This is a genomic window from uncultured Olsenella sp. (assembly GCF_959602185.1).
GTDB lineage: Bacteria > Actinomycetota > Coriobacteriia > Coriobacteriales > Atopobiaceae > Olsenella_I > Olsenella_I phocaeensis.
Genome location: NZ_CAUGRZ010000004.1, coordinates 68,701 through 83,690 on the forward strand (window position 1 = coordinate 68,701; position 14,990 = coordinate 83,690).

At 67.7% G+C, this 14,990-nt stretch carries 12 protein-coding genes; 2 read left to right on the forward strand and 10 right to left on the reverse strand.

Going from position 1 to position 14,990, the window contains the following annotated elements; translation table 11 throughout:
• Positions 1-60: 60 nt before the first annotated feature.
• The 6 genes from Q5923_RS04170 to Q5923_RS04195 all read right to left on the reverse strand — a co-directional run bounded on the left by Q5923_RS04170 (position 61) and on the right by Q5923_RS04195 (position 7,211).
• Positions 61-1,347, reverse strand: a complete 1,287-nt coding sequence (locus Q5923_RS04170) for a hypothetical protein (RefSeq protein WP_303132336.1) — start codon at positions 1,345-1,347, stop codon at positions 61-63.
• 199 nt (positions 1,348-1,546) lie between these two features.
• Positions 1,547-1,789: a hypothetical protein gene (locus Q5923_RS04175; protein ID WP_303132337.1), complete on the reverse strand. Its 243-nt coding sequence runs from the start codon at positions 1,787-1,789 to the stop codon at positions 1,547-1,549.
• Positions 1,790-1,797: 8 nt separating this feature from the next.
• Entirely contained in the window at positions 1,798-2,583 is a 786-nt protein-coding gene (locus Q5923_RS04180; protein ID WP_303132449.1) for a metal ABC transporter permease, read from the reverse strand.
• A complete protein-coding gene (locus Q5923_RS04185; RefSeq protein WP_303132339.1) occupies positions 2,583-3,251 on the reverse strand; it encodes an ABC transporter ATP-binding protein in 669 nt (222 codons plus the stop codon). Before Q5923_RS04185 ends, Q5923_RS04180 begins: the two co-directional genes overlap by 1 nt.
• The gene (locus Q5923_RS04190) at positions 3,244-4,092 is read right to left on the reverse strand and encodes a metal ABC transporter solute-binding protein, Zn/Mn family (RefSeq protein WP_197414972.1); all 849 of its coding nucleotides are present in this window, start codon (positions 4,090-4,092) and stop codon (positions 3,244-3,246) included. The genes Q5923_RS04185 and Q5923_RS04190 overlap by 8 nt, the downstream gene beginning before the upstream one ends.
• A 137-nt stretch (positions 4,093-4,229) precedes the next feature.
• Positions 4,230-7,211 carry a glycoside hydrolase family 3 N-terminal domain-containing protein gene (locus tag Q5923_RS04195; protein WP_303132357.1) on the reverse strand — a complete coding sequence of 994 codons (2,982 nt, stop codon included), beginning with the start codon at positions 7,209-7,211 and terminating at the stop codon, positions 4,230-4,232.
• A gap of 489 nt (positions 7,212-7,700) precedes the next feature.
• On the opposite strand from Q5923_RS04195, the gene Q5923_RS04200 reads away from it, so the two are divergent.
• Together Q5923_RS04200 and Q5923_RS04205 are read left to right on the forward strand one after the other, a co-directional pair.
• On the forward strand, positions 7,701-9,539 hold the full coding sequence (locus tag Q5923_RS04200; protein ID WP_062531500.1) for a magnesium transporter: 1,839 nt from the start codon (positions 7,701-7,703) through the stop codon (positions 9,537-9,539).
• A gap of 1 nt (position 9,540) precedes the next feature.
• A complete protein-coding gene (locus tag Q5923_RS04205) occupies positions 9,541-10,809 on the forward strand; it encodes an Nramp family divalent metal transporter (protein ID WP_197414973.1) in 1,269 nt (422 codons plus the stop codon).
• Positions 10,810-10,907: 98 nt separating this feature from the next.
• On the opposite strand, the gene Q5923_RS04210 is transcribed toward Q5923_RS04205, so the two are convergent.
• The 4 genes from Q5923_RS04210 to Q5923_RS04225 all read right to left on the reverse strand — a co-directional run bounded on the left by Q5923_RS04210 (position 10,908) and on the right by Q5923_RS04225 (position 14,913).
• Complete coding sequence (locus Q5923_RS04210; protein WP_303132360.1) at positions 10,908-11,777, reverse strand: PRC-barrel domain containing protein; 870 nt, start codon at positions 11,775-11,777, stop codon at positions 10,908-10,910.
• A 136-nt stretch (positions 11,778-11,913) separates the two neighbouring features.
• A complete protein-coding gene (locus tag Q5923_RS04215; RefSeq protein ID WP_062531502.1) occupies positions 11,914-12,351 on the reverse strand; it encodes a YtxH domain-containing protein in 438 nt (145 codons plus the stop codon).
• A gap of 153 nt (positions 12,352-12,504) precedes the next feature.
• Positions 12,505-13,455 carry a cyanophycin synthetase family protein gene (locus tag Q5923_RS04220; RefSeq protein ID WP_303132363.1) on the reverse strand — a complete coding sequence of 317 codons (951 nt, stop codon included), beginning with the start codon at positions 13,453-13,455 and terminating at the stop codon, positions 12,505-12,507.
• 147 nt (positions 13,456-13,602) lie between these two features.
• Entirely contained in the window at positions 13,603-14,913 is a 1,311-nt protein-coding gene (locus tag Q5923_RS04225; protein WP_062531504.1) for a hemolysin family protein, read from the reverse strand.
• Between the last annotated feature and the right edge of the window lie 77 nt (positions 14,914-14,990).

Sequence of the window (14,990 nt, forward strand, 5' to 3'; positions counted from 1 at the left end):
GGTTCCTTCTTTAGGCGAGAATGCCCCGCACCTCGCGTGGCGCGCAGTGCCAGCCCGGGGTTATGCCACGCCGGGGGCGTCGTCCGTCGTGCCCGCCGGCGTCTCGTCGGCATCTGCCGCTTCCGCCGGAGCGTCCTTCTCACGGGAGGCGTCCACGCGCTCGGGGTCGGCACCCTCGGCCGCCGCCGACGCCTCGCACTCGTGGCCAACCGCGGCGGACGTCCCTTCCCTTGTGGGCCCCGTCTCGGGGCGGACAGTTGCGACCCCCTCACCCCCGACCTCGTCCTTGTCCGTGGCGGGAGTGCCTGCGCGGTCGTCGCTCATGCCGTCGTTGACGGGCGTCGAGCCCTCCTCGATGGGCACGCCAGGATAGCGGTCCTCGGGGTCGTGCGTCAGCGTGCTGAAGCTGCCGTCGACGTAATAGACGTACCAGACGCTGCCCTCGTGCACGATGCGCTCAATCCTGGGGCCGCGCGTGAAGTCCGCCTCCTCCTCGTCTCGGGACTCCGCCGCATGTTCGTGGTCGCGCTCGACCTCGTGGTCGCCGTTCCGCTCGTCGTCGTGGGCATGGCCTCCGCCACCATGCCCCACCTCGGCGTCGCTCCCCCAGCCGTTCTTGCCCTTGGGACGCGCCTCGGGGTGCTGGACCAGGTACTTGAGGGTGGCGACGACGGCGCGCGGGTCGTTGCCGTGGAAGGTGTCCCCACCGTCCTTGCAGAACTGGATGATCGTCTGGATGGACACGTAGTGGTAGTGGTCGTGGTGGGGAATCACGAAGCCACCGGCGGCCTCGTCGTAGTCGACGGAGTGGACCACGTTGCCATAGTTGATTTGGTCAAGCGGAACCAGAAGCGCGGCGTCGACGTCCTCGTAGCGGAAGCTCTCGCCCGGCTTGAGGGGCTCGAAGTGGCGCCCCATGTTGGGGTCGTACTCCGTGATCTTGATGTCAGGGTAGGCGGAGGAAGGATCCTCGTAGACCACGCTCTCGGAGCCGTCTGCGTGGTGCAGGTGCCAGTGGTTGTTGTGGTGCTCGATGGATAGCACGCGCTTGGGGTCGTTCTTGTCCTGCTTGATGGGGGCGATGGGGCCCGCAGGCTTCGAGGCGCCCGCCTTGCCACGCGAGCGGGGCGCGCCGTTCCCAGCCGCGCCACCCCGCGCGCCGCGACCCACGTGCGAGACATGCCCGCCATGGCTCCCCTCGAAGGTCCCTATCTTGATCTTGGGGAAGGCGCGGGAGGGATCCTCGCGGCAGATGAACTCACTGCCGTCCTCCGTGTAGGCGTGGTAGTGGTCGTCATGCTTGAGGATGCGGACGATGGGCTGGCGGGCGAGCTCGTCCAGGCTCACCATCCTCACGAGTATGCGTGGGGGTACAGTGCGCTCGGGTCCTCGTAGGTGACGAACTCCCGTCCGTCCCGACGACCTTCGCCGTGTTGCTGAGCTGCGAGCCGCTCTTGGCCTGGCTCGGGTCGCTGTAGGTGATGATCTCTCGCCCGTCCTTGGTGAAGACGTGCCAGTGGTCCCCGTGCTTGACCACCTTCACGATCTAGTCTGAATCCACCTCGGGGGCGTCGATGAGGACCTCAGTGGTGTCGTCCGTGGCGAAGGACACGTCCGCCTTGCTCGCAGGGTCGTCTTGGCGCAGTACCCGAACCTGCTCCTGTGCCGCGGGCGCCTGCCGGCCACCCGACGCGGGAACGCCAAGCCCGCGACCACCCAGCGCCGCGACGACGGCCGCCGCGGCAATGGCACCGGCAAGGCCCAGGCCTGCCTTCCTTACGTTGTTCATAGGTACCCCTATCTTCTCTTGGCGAGCATCGCCACTGATAAAGCAAGCACTGCGATGAGCACGATCACGGATCCGGGCCTGAGGTTCTGGTGGTACGAGACCGCAAGGCCCGCATGGACGAAGGCGAGCGAGAGGACTATAGAGAGGAGCAGCGTCCCCCTGTAGCTGCGTGCGAACTGCATGGCGCAGATGACGGGTATGACCATCAGCGACGAGACGATCAGCGAGCCGATGGTCTTTGCCGCCACGCTTACCGTGATGGCGACGAGGAACGAGAACGCCAGGTTGAGCGCCCGGCCGTCGATGCCCATGAGAGGGGCCGCGACGGGGTCGAAGGCGCTCAGGTAGAGGCGGTCGTAGATCAGGCGGTAGGTGACCAGCACCACAGCCGCCACGACGAGCACCAGCGCGAGCTCGAAGTCCCCGATGGTCACGATCGAGCCAAAGAGGTAGGAGCTGATGGCGTTGTTCCCGCCCGTGAGGCTCGTGAAGATGCCCGCGAGGCCGATGGCGGTCGCAAGCACGATCACGGTCGAGATCTCCTGGTAGGCCTTGAGGCGACTGCTGATGAGCTCGACCCCCAAGGCTGCCACGACGCAGGCGACCACGGAACCAAGGAGCGGGTCGAAGCCCAGGCAGAGGCCTATGGCCACGCCGGCGAGCGAGGCGTGTGAGAGCGTGTCGCCCATCATCGAGAGCCTCTTGAGCAGAATTGGCAGGCCTATGAGCGGCAGGATCACGGCCAGGACGCTGCCCACGAGGTAGGCGCGCCGCATGAACTCGTATTCGAACATCACGCGCCGACGTCTCCTTCCGACAACTGAACGACCTCCTCGATGCTGCCGTCCCTGAGCCTGATCACGCGGTCGGCACGGCCCTCGAGCTCGTCCGGATGGTGGGTCACGACCAGCACTGCCTTGCCCGCGTCCGCCATATCCCTCAGCACCTGGAAAAGCTCGTCCGAGAAGCTGGCGTCCACTCCGTTGGTCGGCTCGTCGAGGAGAACGAGACGGGCGTCCTTGAGAAGGGCGACGAGCAGCCCCACCCGCTGGAGCTGTCCACCCGAAAGCTGGTCGAGCGCCTTGTCGAGCGAGCCTTCCAGGCGCACTTGGGCCAGGAGCTCGCCGACGTCGGACTTGATTCCCAGATGCCGGCAGTGGACCTGGAGGAGCTCGCGGACGGTCGTGGGAAAATGGCGGTAGCCACGCATGGAGTCCTGCGAGACGTAGGCGACGCGCGGGTAGTGGCGGTGCGTCACGGGACGCTCGCCCAGGACGAGAAGCTCCCCCGCGTCAGGCGCGAGCTCGCCCAAGAGCAGCCTCATGAGCGTCGACTTGCCCGCTCCGTTCCTGCCCACCAGGGCGACCAGCTCGCCAGGGCGCAGGCTCAAGTCCAGGCCGGCTATGACGGGGACGCCCTCGTACGAGAACTCGAGCCCCCGCGCGCGCACCAGCTCACACATCAAACGACTCCGCCAGGGCGTCGAGGTTGCGCCTCATGAGCTCGACGTAGCCAAGCCCCATCTCCTCCTCGCTCAGGTTCTCCATGGTGTAGAGGGTCGAGGTGGTGGCGCCGGTGCTCCGCGCCAGGGTCTGCGCGACCTTGGGGGTCGCGCTCCCCTCGAAGAAGATGGTGTCGATGCCATGCTGCCTCACGAAGTCGGCGATGGTCGCAAGCTGGGCCGCGGACGGCTCGTCCTCGGGAGAGATGCCCGTCACGGCCACCTGCCGCAGGCCGTAGTCGTGCGCCAGGTAGTTGAACGCCGCGTGCGAGACCACGAAGTACCTCTCGCCCGCCTTGCCCTTGTCCAGGCGCTCCTGGAAACTTTGGTCGAGCTCGTGCAGCTCGTCGATGAGCCTCTGCGCGTTTGCCTGGTACGTGCCCGCCCCGTCGGGGTCCATCGCGCTCGCCCGGTCGCGGATGAGCTCGACCTCGTGCTGGGCGTTTCTCACGCTCAGCCAGGTGTGGGGGTTGACGCTCGAGCGATCGTCCCCGTCCGAGTCCTTGCCCCGAAGCAGCGTGAGGCCCTGCGAGAGGTCGAGGAAGCGACCGTCGTCACCCTCGGAGCCCCTGAGGTCGTCCATGAAGTCCTCCATGCCTGCTCCGTTGTAGATGACGAGGTCGGCCTCGCCCAGCTCGGCTCGGTCGCCAGCCTGAAGCTCGAAGTCGTGGGGCTCCTGGCTGCCCTTGATGATGGTCCGCACCTCCATGCGGTCTCCCACCACCTGGTGCGTGAGGTCTGCCACGGGATAGAAGCTCGCGTACACCACGGGCTTGTCGCCGCCCGAAGAGCTCCCCCTCATGTTTGCCCCCTCCGCACAACCCGTAAGGGCGAGCGCCATGGCCCCGGCGGCCAACAACGCGCCCGGGGAGAGGAACGGTGGCCCCCCGATTGGGCACCTTGTCGAAATCGGTCCTTTTGGAGCGGGAGCGAGCGGCCCTACGCCCTGCGGCGGCGGCGGATCCTCATGGCGGCGCGGACGACGACGGTCCCCGCGACAAGCGCGTCGACCAGCGAGACGACCACCAGCACGAGGGAGGTCCCCTTGGTCTTGGCGGGACGGTCGAGCGTGGCCTCGCCCGCCGCGGCCGCCGCGTCGTTGTAGCCAAGGTTGGACGCGCGGGCGTTGAGCCAGGTGTAGAGCACGTCCTTGCTGGCCGCCCGCAGGCGCCGGCGGAAGTTTGGGGTGGTGGTGTCAAGGGCGAAGCCGCCATCGTCAAAGACGCCGTCCATGAAGAGGCTGCCGCCGGCACGAAGCATCTGGTCGGCGTTCATATAGGCGTGATGGTCGCTGTAGTCGGTTATCACGGAGCCGCGGAAGCCCCACTCGCCGCGCAGCACGCCATCGACGAGAGCCTCGCTGCCGCCCGCCCAGATGGCGCCGATGCGATTGTACGAGCTCATGACGCCCGTGCAGCCACCGTCCTCGACCGCCCTGCGGAAGGGCTCGAGGTAGAGCTCCCTCAGGGACTGCTCGCTCAGCCAGGTATAGAGGGAGTCGCGATAGGAGTCCTGCTCGTTCAGGGCGAGGTGCTTGAGGTAGGTGTAGGTCCCCGCCTGGCGCGCGCCCTCGATGGTACGGGCGGCCATGACGCCGGACACGAGGGGGTCCTCTGAGTAGTACTCGTAGTTCCGCCCGCCCAGGGGCGTGCGATGCAGGTTGCAGGCGGGGGCGTACCAGCCGTCGATGCCCAGCATCGCGCACTCCATGCCCACCGCCTGACCAAAGCGCCTTGACAGGGAGGGGTTCCATGTCTGTGCCAGCGTGGTGGGGTTGGGGAAGCCCACCCCCCAGCGGAGCTGGTTGAAGGAGGACGCCTGGGACGAGCCGTCGAGCTCCTTGCTGCGAGGCTTTCCTATCACGCCGAGCTCGGAGGTGTGGGAGTAGCCGTGCAGGACCAGCTGCTCCATCTGCCCCTGCGAGAGCTGTCCGAGCAGGGAGTCCCAGCGCTCGTCGTCGTAGTCCTCGCCCAGGGCGCGGCCCAGGGCGGTGAGCCTGCCGTGGCGCTCGAGCGCATAGAACCTCGCCTTGGCCTGCGAGGGCTGTTGGGTCATCTGGACCTCTCCGTCGTACCGGGAGTCCTGCGCGCGGGCCTGACCCGCGTCATAGCGGTTGAGGATGCGGACGGCGTCGGGCATGGTCCGGTCTACGTCACGGTTCTTGGGAAAGCTGCCCCTGAAGTCCGCCCGCGTGAGGAGTCTCAGCGGCGACCCCGTGCTGCTGCCGTCGATGGAGACGCCGGCCTCGGCCGAGCTGCCCGTGAAGCGGTTCGAGACCCGCGCCCCCGTCCTTGCGTCGTCTGGGTAGGGGTGGTCGTGCGGCAGCTCGTAGCTGACGCTCGCGTGCGCGCAGGTCGCGAGGGTGTGCGCGTCTCGCTTGAGCTCGATCCTGTAGCTCCCGCGCTCGAGCTCCCAGCCGGCAAAGCCGTTGCCATTGGCGTCATAGCAGTCGTAGCTCGCCAGGGACCGCACGTCGAAGCTCAGCGTGACGTCCTGGCTCTGGCCTGGCTGGAGCTCGTCGGTCTTCGCGAAGGCGACGAGCTGCGTCGACGGCTTCTCGATCCCGCCATGCTCGTAGGGTGGCGTGGCGTAGAGCTCGACCACGTCCTTGCCCGCCCGCGAGCCCGTGTTGGTGACGCGCACCACGGTAGTCACGCTTCCGTCTGGGTCAAGCTCCCCGCCCCTGAGGGGGTCGCGCGAGACCACCTGCCAGGAGAAGTCCGTGTAGCTCAGGCCGTGGCCGAAAGGGTATTGGACGACGCCGTCGTAGCCCTCCCCATGGCTGGTCCTCTCCCCCTCCCAGAAGCCCTCCGCGTCCGCCGTCTCGTACCAGCGGTAACCGACGTAGATGCCTTCGGCGTAGTCGACGAAGCGCACGGAGTCATAGGCCTCGCGGGTGCCCACGTTGCCGTTGAGCGTCCCGTCGGCCGGGTAGCAGCCCCCTGCGTCGAGGTAGTGGCCCTCGCCGTCCGCTCCCGCGTTGGCCCAGCTGGGGGATGTGGAGAAGTCGTACGCGTAGGTGTCCGTCGTGCGGCCGGATGGGTTCACGTCCCCCCAGAGGGCCCTCACCACGGCTCGCGCGCCCGTCGTCCCGGTGGCGCCCACCAGCATGCAGGCGTCCACCCCCTCGACGGACTCGACGACGCCGAGCTCCATGGGGTTGGTCGAGTTGACCAGCACGACGACGTTCTGGTAGTTGGCGGCGACGTAGCGGATGAGCGCCTCCTCCTCGGGGGAGGGCTCGAGATAGTGCCGGGCCATGCTCCGCTTGACGGGACCGCCCTTGGTGGTGACGCGGAACTGCTCGCGCGGGCAATCGATGCTCTCGCCGCTCACGCGACTCAGCACCACGATCGCGGTGGAGGAGTACTCCCTCGCCTCCTGGAGGAGCTCGGGGGTGTAGAGCCCCTCGTCCTCGACGCTCGGCTCGTAGAGCCGGCAGAACTCGTAGTCATGGGTGTTGAGCGACCCGTTTGAGAGAAAGGGCCTCTCGCCCTGGAAGTTACGGTACGTCTTGGCGAGCGCCTCGTTGTAGGCGATGCCCTCGTCGGTCAGGGCCTGCAGGATGCCCTCGCACTCCCCCGCCACGCCACCCGAGCCCGAGCCGCCGCCCACCCACTGGGTCGAACCCCAGCCGAAGACGTTCACGCGGTCGACGTCGCGAGGGAGGGGAAGCACGTCTCCCCTGTTCTGCACGAGCACCAGGCCCTCGGCCTCGACCTCCTCCGAGAGCTTCTCATCGCGGGCCATCTGGGCCTCGACGCGGACGTCTGACACGTCGACCTCGTCGCTGCTCAGGTAGGAGTCGATCGTCTCGCCGAAGCGCACCGCAGCGACATTGGCGGCGACCACCAGGCCGATTCCCAGGCCGGCCGCCACGCGCAGGGCGATGCGGCACCTGCGTCCCGCATCGGGGGACAAGGATGCGCCACCGGGCCTTCCGAACGTGGGGAGGCGTGGAAAGGCGCGCGTCATCTCCGCCCGACCTCATCCTCGGGAGAGGCCGCAAGGAAGTGCTTGGCTTGCAGGGTCCTCACCTCGCGCCCCCTTCTCTGACTGCGGGTCCACCCCAGGAAGTATCCCACATCAGCTGGCTCGCGCGGCGTGCCCCTGGACGGGAATGGGCGACGGGACGGTGCGCGGGATGGCGCATGACCTTCCTGCGTGGTGATTGGCATTCGTGGGAGTTCTGGCAGCTCGACGCGTGTACAATGCTCAAGGCGCAGGCAGGTGGCCATTTCGACCCCGCCTTGTGACGAGAAGAAGCTACGAGAAGGGTCATTGATGAAACCTCGACCTCACAGTCGATGACCCCTCGGTGCGTCCTGGTTGGTCTCACCGCGGGGTACCCCCGGCGAAGGCGACGCGATCCACGGCGATGCGCGGCGACGGACCAACGAAGGAGCACGCATGATCTATCTGTCCCAAATGCTGGGCAACCCCGTTTACGACCTCGACGGTGAGAGGATTGGCAGGGTCAACGACCTCGGCATCGCCACCGGCGAGGTATTTCCCCGCGTGACCTCGCTCGCGGTCGAGGGGCCCGGCAAGACACCGTTCATGATCTCGTGGCGCAAGTACGTAGGCTCCTTCGACGACGACGAGGTGCGACTCAAGGTCGTCTCGACCGACATCCGCTTCTCGTACCTCCAACCCAACGAGGTCCTCATCGCCCGCGACCTGCTCAACAAGCAGATCGTCGACACGCGCGGCATGCGCGTCGTGCGCGTGAACGACCTCAAGCTCTCGGACACCAGCTCCTCTCAGCTGCGCCTCCTCGGCGCCGAGGTGGGCGTCCGGGGAATACTGAGGTCCCTCTCGCCCGCGTTCGAGCGCGCGTCCCTCAAGATCGCCCGCGTCTTCGGGAAGTCCATCCCCGAGCGCATCATCGCCTGGAACTACATGGACCTGGTGGAGAGGGACCTATCCAACGTGAAGCTGTCGGTCTCGCACAAGACGCTGGACGAGCTTCACCCCGCCGACGTCGCCGACATCATCGAGAGGCTCGACCCGCGCCTGCGCGGCCAGGTCTTCGCCCAACTCGACGACGAGCAGGCGGCGGACGCCATGGCCGAGCTCGACGACGACCAGATGGCAGCCGAGATCGTGGGCGACATGGAGGAAGCCACGGCGTCGCGCATGCTGTCGGAGATGGACCCCGACGACGCGGCCGAGCTCGTGAGCGAGCTCGACTACGACAAGGCAGAGAAGCTGCTTCGGCTCATGGGCGTACAGGAGCAGAAGGCCATCCGCCAGCTCCTGGGGTACCGCGAGGACACCGCCGGCCGCATCATGACCAGCGAGTTCGTCCTGGTGGACGAGACGGGCACCGTAGACGACGCCATCACGGCGCTTCGTGGTCTGGACGAGAACTTCGAGTCCGTCCGCTACGTCTACACCAAGGACGAGGAAGGCCGCCTCGCCGGCGCGGTGAGCCTGAACGACCTCATCGTCCATGGCGGCCAGACCGTGCTGTCGGACATCGCCGAGAGCGAGCTCGTCGTGGCGAGCCCCGACGACGACCAGGAGGACGTGGCCAAGGACATCGCGAAGTACAACCTCCTAGCCATGCCCGTCGTGGACGACGCGCGCAAGCTGCTGGGCATCGTCACGGTGGACGACGCGCTCGACGTCATGGAGGAGGAGCACGAGGAGGACCTGCAGATCGCCGGTGCGGCGAGTCGCGACGGGGACGGGTCGCGCGGTGGCCACGACCTCGTCTGGCTGCTCAGGAACGAGCTGTGGTTCGCCTTCTGGATGCTGGGCCTGGCGGCGCTCGCCCTGGTCGCGGGGACCAACGGGGCAAGCGACACGACCCTCCTACATGCGCTGGCGCTGCCCGTGGCCGTGATTGCCGCGAACGACTCCATAAGCTACGTCACCAACTTCTTCCTGGGCTACGACCCTGACGACGAGGACGCGCCGTCGCTTCTGGGCTTCACCATCAAGGGGCTCGGCCTGGGGCTTCTCTTCTCCGCGCTCGTCCTGCTCGTCGCCGGCGGCATCAAGGCGGCGCTCTTCGCGAGCGGCCTGGGCGCGTACGACCCGAGCTTCCACGGCTTCGCCTCCGCGGCCGTGAGCGTTATGGCGTCGTTCCTCTGCGCGCCGGCATACCTCACCATCCTGCGCGTGAGGGACGCCAAGAACCTCGAGACCTCGGGCCTCGCGCTCCAGGCAACGGCCATGGCCGTTGCGATCGTGGTGTACGCCGTCGCACTCGCATGCCTCCCCGGCGGGCTGGGGGCCTAGGGTGGCGACGGCACGACGGGCGGCGGGAGTCGACGCGGCGCCCTCGAGGGGGCAGCGGCTCCGCTCGACGCTCTCCGTGATGGGACCCGGCATCCTCACCGCCCTGGCGGGGATGGACGCGGGAGGCATCGCGACCTTCTCGTCCGAGGGCGCGCGCTACGGCTTTGGCATGCTCTGGTCCATCCCGCTCACCTGCCTGCTGCTTGTCGTGGTGCAGGAGACCGCCGCGCGCATGGCCTGCGTGACGGGCAAGGGCTTCGCCTCCCTCATCCGCGAGCAGTTTGGCATCCGCATCTCGACGGTCGCCATGCTGGCCGTCATCCTCTCGAACTTCTCCGTCACGGTGTCGGAATTCGCGGGCATCGCCTCGGGACTTCTGCTCTTCGGCATCCCGGTCTACGTCTCGGTGCCCGTGGCCGCCCTGGCGTCGTGGCTCCTGGCCATGTCTGGATCCTACCGCCACATCGAGAAGGTCCTCCTCACCATCTCCGCCGTCTTCGTCACCTACGTGATCACCGGCGTCGTGGTGGGACCCGACTGGGGCAAGGCGCTTGGCAGCACGGTCGTGCCGCAGATGTCGGGAGACCCCGCCTACATCTCGCTGCTGGTGGCAAGCATAGGCACCACGATCTCGCCCTACATGATCTTCATGGTCTCGAGCAACGTTGCCGAGAAGAACCTCGACGAGGGCGACATCCTTGGGCAGCGCGCCGACAACGTGTCCGGCGCGCTCGTCTCGCAGGCCATCGCCTGGTTCATTGTGCTCACGACCGCAAGCGTCCTCTTCCCCGCGGGCGTGGTGATTCAGGACGCTGCCGACGCGGCCCAGGCGTTGGTTCCGCTCGCGGGCAAGTACAGCGCCGTGCTCTTTGCCGCAGGCCTTGTGGGGGCGTCGTTCCTCGCCTCCTGCGTCATGCCCGGCATCACCGCGGGTGCCGTGTGCGAGGCCTTTGGATGGGAGAGGGGCACCGACCGCAGCTGGAAGGAGGCCCCCGCCTACCGCGGCATCCTGACGGCCATCGCCATCCTGAGCGCCGCCCTGGTGCTGCTCCCGGGAGCGAACCTCTTCGGCATCATGATGGCAGCACAGATCGTGAACGGCGTGCTCCTGCCCGTGCTCCTGGTATGCATGGTAAACATCGCAAGCGACCGCCACGTCATGGGTCGCTGGGCCAACGGGCGCATCTGGAACGCGCTAACCTGGTTCACCATCGTCGCCGTGGTGGTCCTCACGGTGATCATGTTCGCGCTCCAGGCGATGGGATACTAGGCTGTCGGGACGCGGAGGCGCCCTGGCCCGCGTACCCCGGGGACGGCCGATGGGTAGGCCGCAGGACGATCTTCCCGCGAAGGCCGAGGGCGCTTGGCCTACTTGCTCGCCTTGCGATACTCGTCCATGAAGGAGCCGAACATTCCGCCGGCCTTCTTCATCTGGCGGCCCACGGCTCGTGCGCCGTCCGCGCCCGTGTTCTTCCGCGAGGTCTTCTTTGCCCCTGGCTGGGTGGCCGTCGCCTTCTTGGGCTCCAACCCACCTTGCGCTGCCCCCTCCACGGACCTTCTGGCCTTGCCGATCGCGCGGCCAAGCGCGCTGGACCCCCTGTCAAGCGCCTGAGAGGCCGTCTCGTCGGCTCGTGCCGCGACCTTCCTTCCGGCGATCTGCGCCCTGGCGCTCGCCTCACCGGCCTTCGCCGCGGCACCACCGCTCAAAGAGAGCCGAGACGCAGCGTCGTCCACCACCATGTAGCCGCCTCGGTAGCCCCTGAGCATGGACGCGGGGACCTGAACCGAGCCCACGAGCGACTGGGCCACGCCGCCGTCTCCCACGGCAAAGCTCTGCACGCGACCGGTCCCGGCGTCGTAGGTCGCGTCACCCACGTAGCCCAGGACGCGACCTCGCTCCGTCTTGGCATCCATGCCCGCCCACATGACGCAGGAGTCCCATTCAAGGCCCAGCCTGCCACGGGCCCCGTCATCCAGCGCCAGCCCCGCGTTCTTCGTCAGGAATATGGCGTCCTCGCCCGACCGGAGCGAGTCAAGTGCCAGGAAGGCGTCGGGGCGCCTGACCATCCCCGCGATGTCGGGGCGCCTGACCATGTAGCCTACCAGGGACCTGCCGTCGGGGGAGAAGACCGCGGCATGCACCCTGCCGACTCTCCTGCGCCGAGGCTCGCCGCCCGCCTTGCGGGCAGGACGCAGCTCGTACACCTTCCTGCCCATGAGCTCCGAGATCCTGGCCATGCCCTTCTCCCCTCGATGGCTCCCGAACCGGCTGCCGGAACGTTCCGCGCGCCTCTCGCGCCGCGCGCACGAAACCAAGCGGGGCGGGCGACGTCAGAACGTCCGCCCGCCCCCAAACGCAGCGTTCGAAGGAGCGCTACCCCTCGTCCGTCGCATCGTCCTCGACGACCTCCACGTGGACCGCGGAGTCCGACGCCGTCGCCTCGGCGGCAGCGCTGACCTTGTCGGCGACGTCCGAGACCGTCTCCTGCACCTGCGTGGAAGCGTTGGTCACGGCCTCGGAGAGCGAGTCGCGCAGCTGGTCCATGCGCTCGCGGGCCAGGTCGACCTTGGCGCGCAGCTCGTCGGTGGTGGCGTCCATGCCCGGACGGACTCCGGCGATCTTGTCGTTGACCACGCGCGAGCCGCGCTCGTATGAGTCGACCGCGCTGTCCCACGCGTCATTCATGGCGTCGGCGGCCATGGCTCGGCTCTCCGCGCCGGGACGAGGCGCCATCAGGATTCCCGCCGCGAATCCGGCCGTCGCTCCCGCGAACAAGCCTGCCACGAATCCAAGTGCTCCCTTTGCGCTCATGTCTTCCTCCCGTCGTTTCCCAGCCAAGGCCGAGAGATCCTTCCCGTATGCGGAGACAGACCGCCCCTGCATGGTGACACCATCCTAGCCGACCTGGGGCTACCAGAAGCGCAAATGCCCGGAGGAGTGCGTCGCGGTCGGTGACCGCGTCTCCTACCAGGGGAGCTCGACCTCAACGTCCCCGCCATCCGTGACAGGCCCCGGCTCGTCGACCGTCTCGACGAAGGGGGGCTGCGACGAATCGAGGACGTCGCCTGCGTCCCTGGAACGCTCGTCATCGCTCGAGCCGAGGCTTTCCTGGGCCGACTGCCAGGCCTCGGGCGAAGCCTCCCGCTGGACGAAGTCAGGGCCGCGGCCCTCCCTGACCTTCCGGACAAAAGGGTCGTCGGGATCCACCGCCCAGCTTGGCAGCTGCGAGAGTTCCTCCGCACGGCTCGACTCGAGCGCGGCCGACTCGGCGGCCGCGCGGGCGCGTGCCTGGTCGGCGGCAGCCGCTGCGGCGGCCTCAGCGAGGGCCCTCCTCTGGGAGAGCTCGTCCTCGCGCTGGGCCAGGAGCTCGTCCCTTCTCTTCTCCACCTCGGCGTCAATCTCTTCCTGGACTTCGCGCTCGTATGCCTCGGCAGGCTCGTCGCCCAGGCTCTGGACCAGTCCGGTCAGGCCCTCGGCGATGGCGTCGACGTCAGGGCGCGGCCCCTCTCCCCCGCCAAAGGCCCAGTCCATGACCCAGACGGCGCTGGCGAGCGCGGCGCACACCAACACGTCGTCGGGGCAGGAGAGCTCGACGTCGTAGGTGCGCGCCTCTCCCGGGACGGGGTAGGTGCGGCCAGAAGAGACCTCCGCGGAGGCGGCGGAGCGCGAGAGCAGCTCCACCGTCACGTGCTCGAGGAGGTGGGCCAGCTCGGTGTTGCCCATGACCTCCTTAAAGGTCTCGCTCGCGTCCCCCAGGCAGGCATGCTCGACGATGTGAGGCATGAGCTTGTAGACGCGCGTGGTCCCCTGCAGGTCCTCGCTGGTCATGAGCGGAGCCTCGTCCGAGACGCGCACCCGGGCAACGAGGTTCTTGAGGCCGACCTCGACCCGCAGGATGTCTATGAGCTGTGCCATGGAGCTGCCTTTCCTAGGAACCGCATGCGTCCATACATTGTAGTCAAAGGCGAGGAGGACGCCCCGCGCGCAGGTTGGGACGGGAGCGTTGCAGGGCCTCGTCGGCGAGACGCCCCACGGCACCTGGTGGCGCGCCACGCCTGCCACCTAGCCCTGCGGCTCGTCTCCGGTCGTTGGCTCCGGGGCCGTGACCCTGAGCAGGGCGATGCGGCGGCCGCGCACCGACTGCACCAGGAACCTGTAGCCATCGACCTCGAAGGCATCGCCCGGCTTGGGGAGGCCGTCGGCTATCTCGAGCACGAAGCCCGCGACCGTCTCGTACTCCTCGCGGTCCTCGATGGGCCAACCGAGCTCGATGGCGTCGTCGATGCTGAAGCGGCCGTCCACCAGCCACTCGCGCTCACCCAGCTGGGTGAGGTACTTGTTGTCGGGGTCGAACTCGTCCTCGATCTCGCCCACGACCTCCTCGACGATGTCCTCGATGGTTATGACGCCGGCCGTGCCGCCATACTCGTCGACCACGATGACCATCTGGTCGTGGCTGGTGCGCATCTCGGAGAGCAGGGGGATGATGTCCTTCGTGTCGGGCACGAAGTCGGCCCCACGCATGTAGCGGGCGATCATGTTGTCTCCCGCGTCCTCCTCGAGGACGGGGCCGAGGAGGTCCTTGATGTGCGCGATTCCCACCACGCGATCGACGTCCTCGTGATAGACGGGAACGCGGGAGTAGCCCGTGCGGCGCATGAGCTCGATCACGTCGCCCACCGTGGTCGAGTCCTCGACGGCCGTCATGTCCACGCGGGGCACCATGACCTCGCGGGCGATGGCGTCACCCAGCTCGAAGATCTCGTGGATCATGGACTTCTCTTCGTCCGTCAGGTCGTCCGCGTCGGTGACCATGTACTTGATCTCGTCCTCGCCCACGTTCTGCCGGTCGTCGGCGCTAGCGATGCCGAGGAGCGCGGCGAGGCCATTGGTGCTCGCCGCCGTGAGCGCGACGAGCGGACGGGCGATGACGGCGAAGCTCCTGAGAGGCCCGGCCACGCTCTTTGCCACGCCCTCGGCGTCGGCCATCGCGATGCGCTTGGGCACGAGCTCGCCCACCACGATGGAGATGTACGAGACCAGAAGGGTGATGAGCACGGTGGCGAGGACGTGGGCCAGGTCCATTGGGACGCCCCAGGACGCAAGCTGGCTCGCGAGGGGACCCGAGAGGCTCGTGGCCGCGAAGGCGGACGAAAAGAAGCCGACCAGCGTGATTCCCACCTGGATGACCGCGAGGAAGTCACCCGGATGCTCGCTCATCTGGGCCGCGCGCGCCGCCTTCTCGTCGCCCTCGTCCGCGTCATGGTCGAGTATGACCTTGCGTGCGGTCGAGAGGGCCATCTCGGCCATCGAGAAGTATCCGTTTACGAGTATGAGGAGCGTGGTGACAGTGACGCTTATGGCTATGTCCATGCGCGGATGCGCAACCTCCCTGTTCAGCTATGGTCCCCAGAAGGATACCAAAGGCCAGGTCGGTTACGTCGGCACGA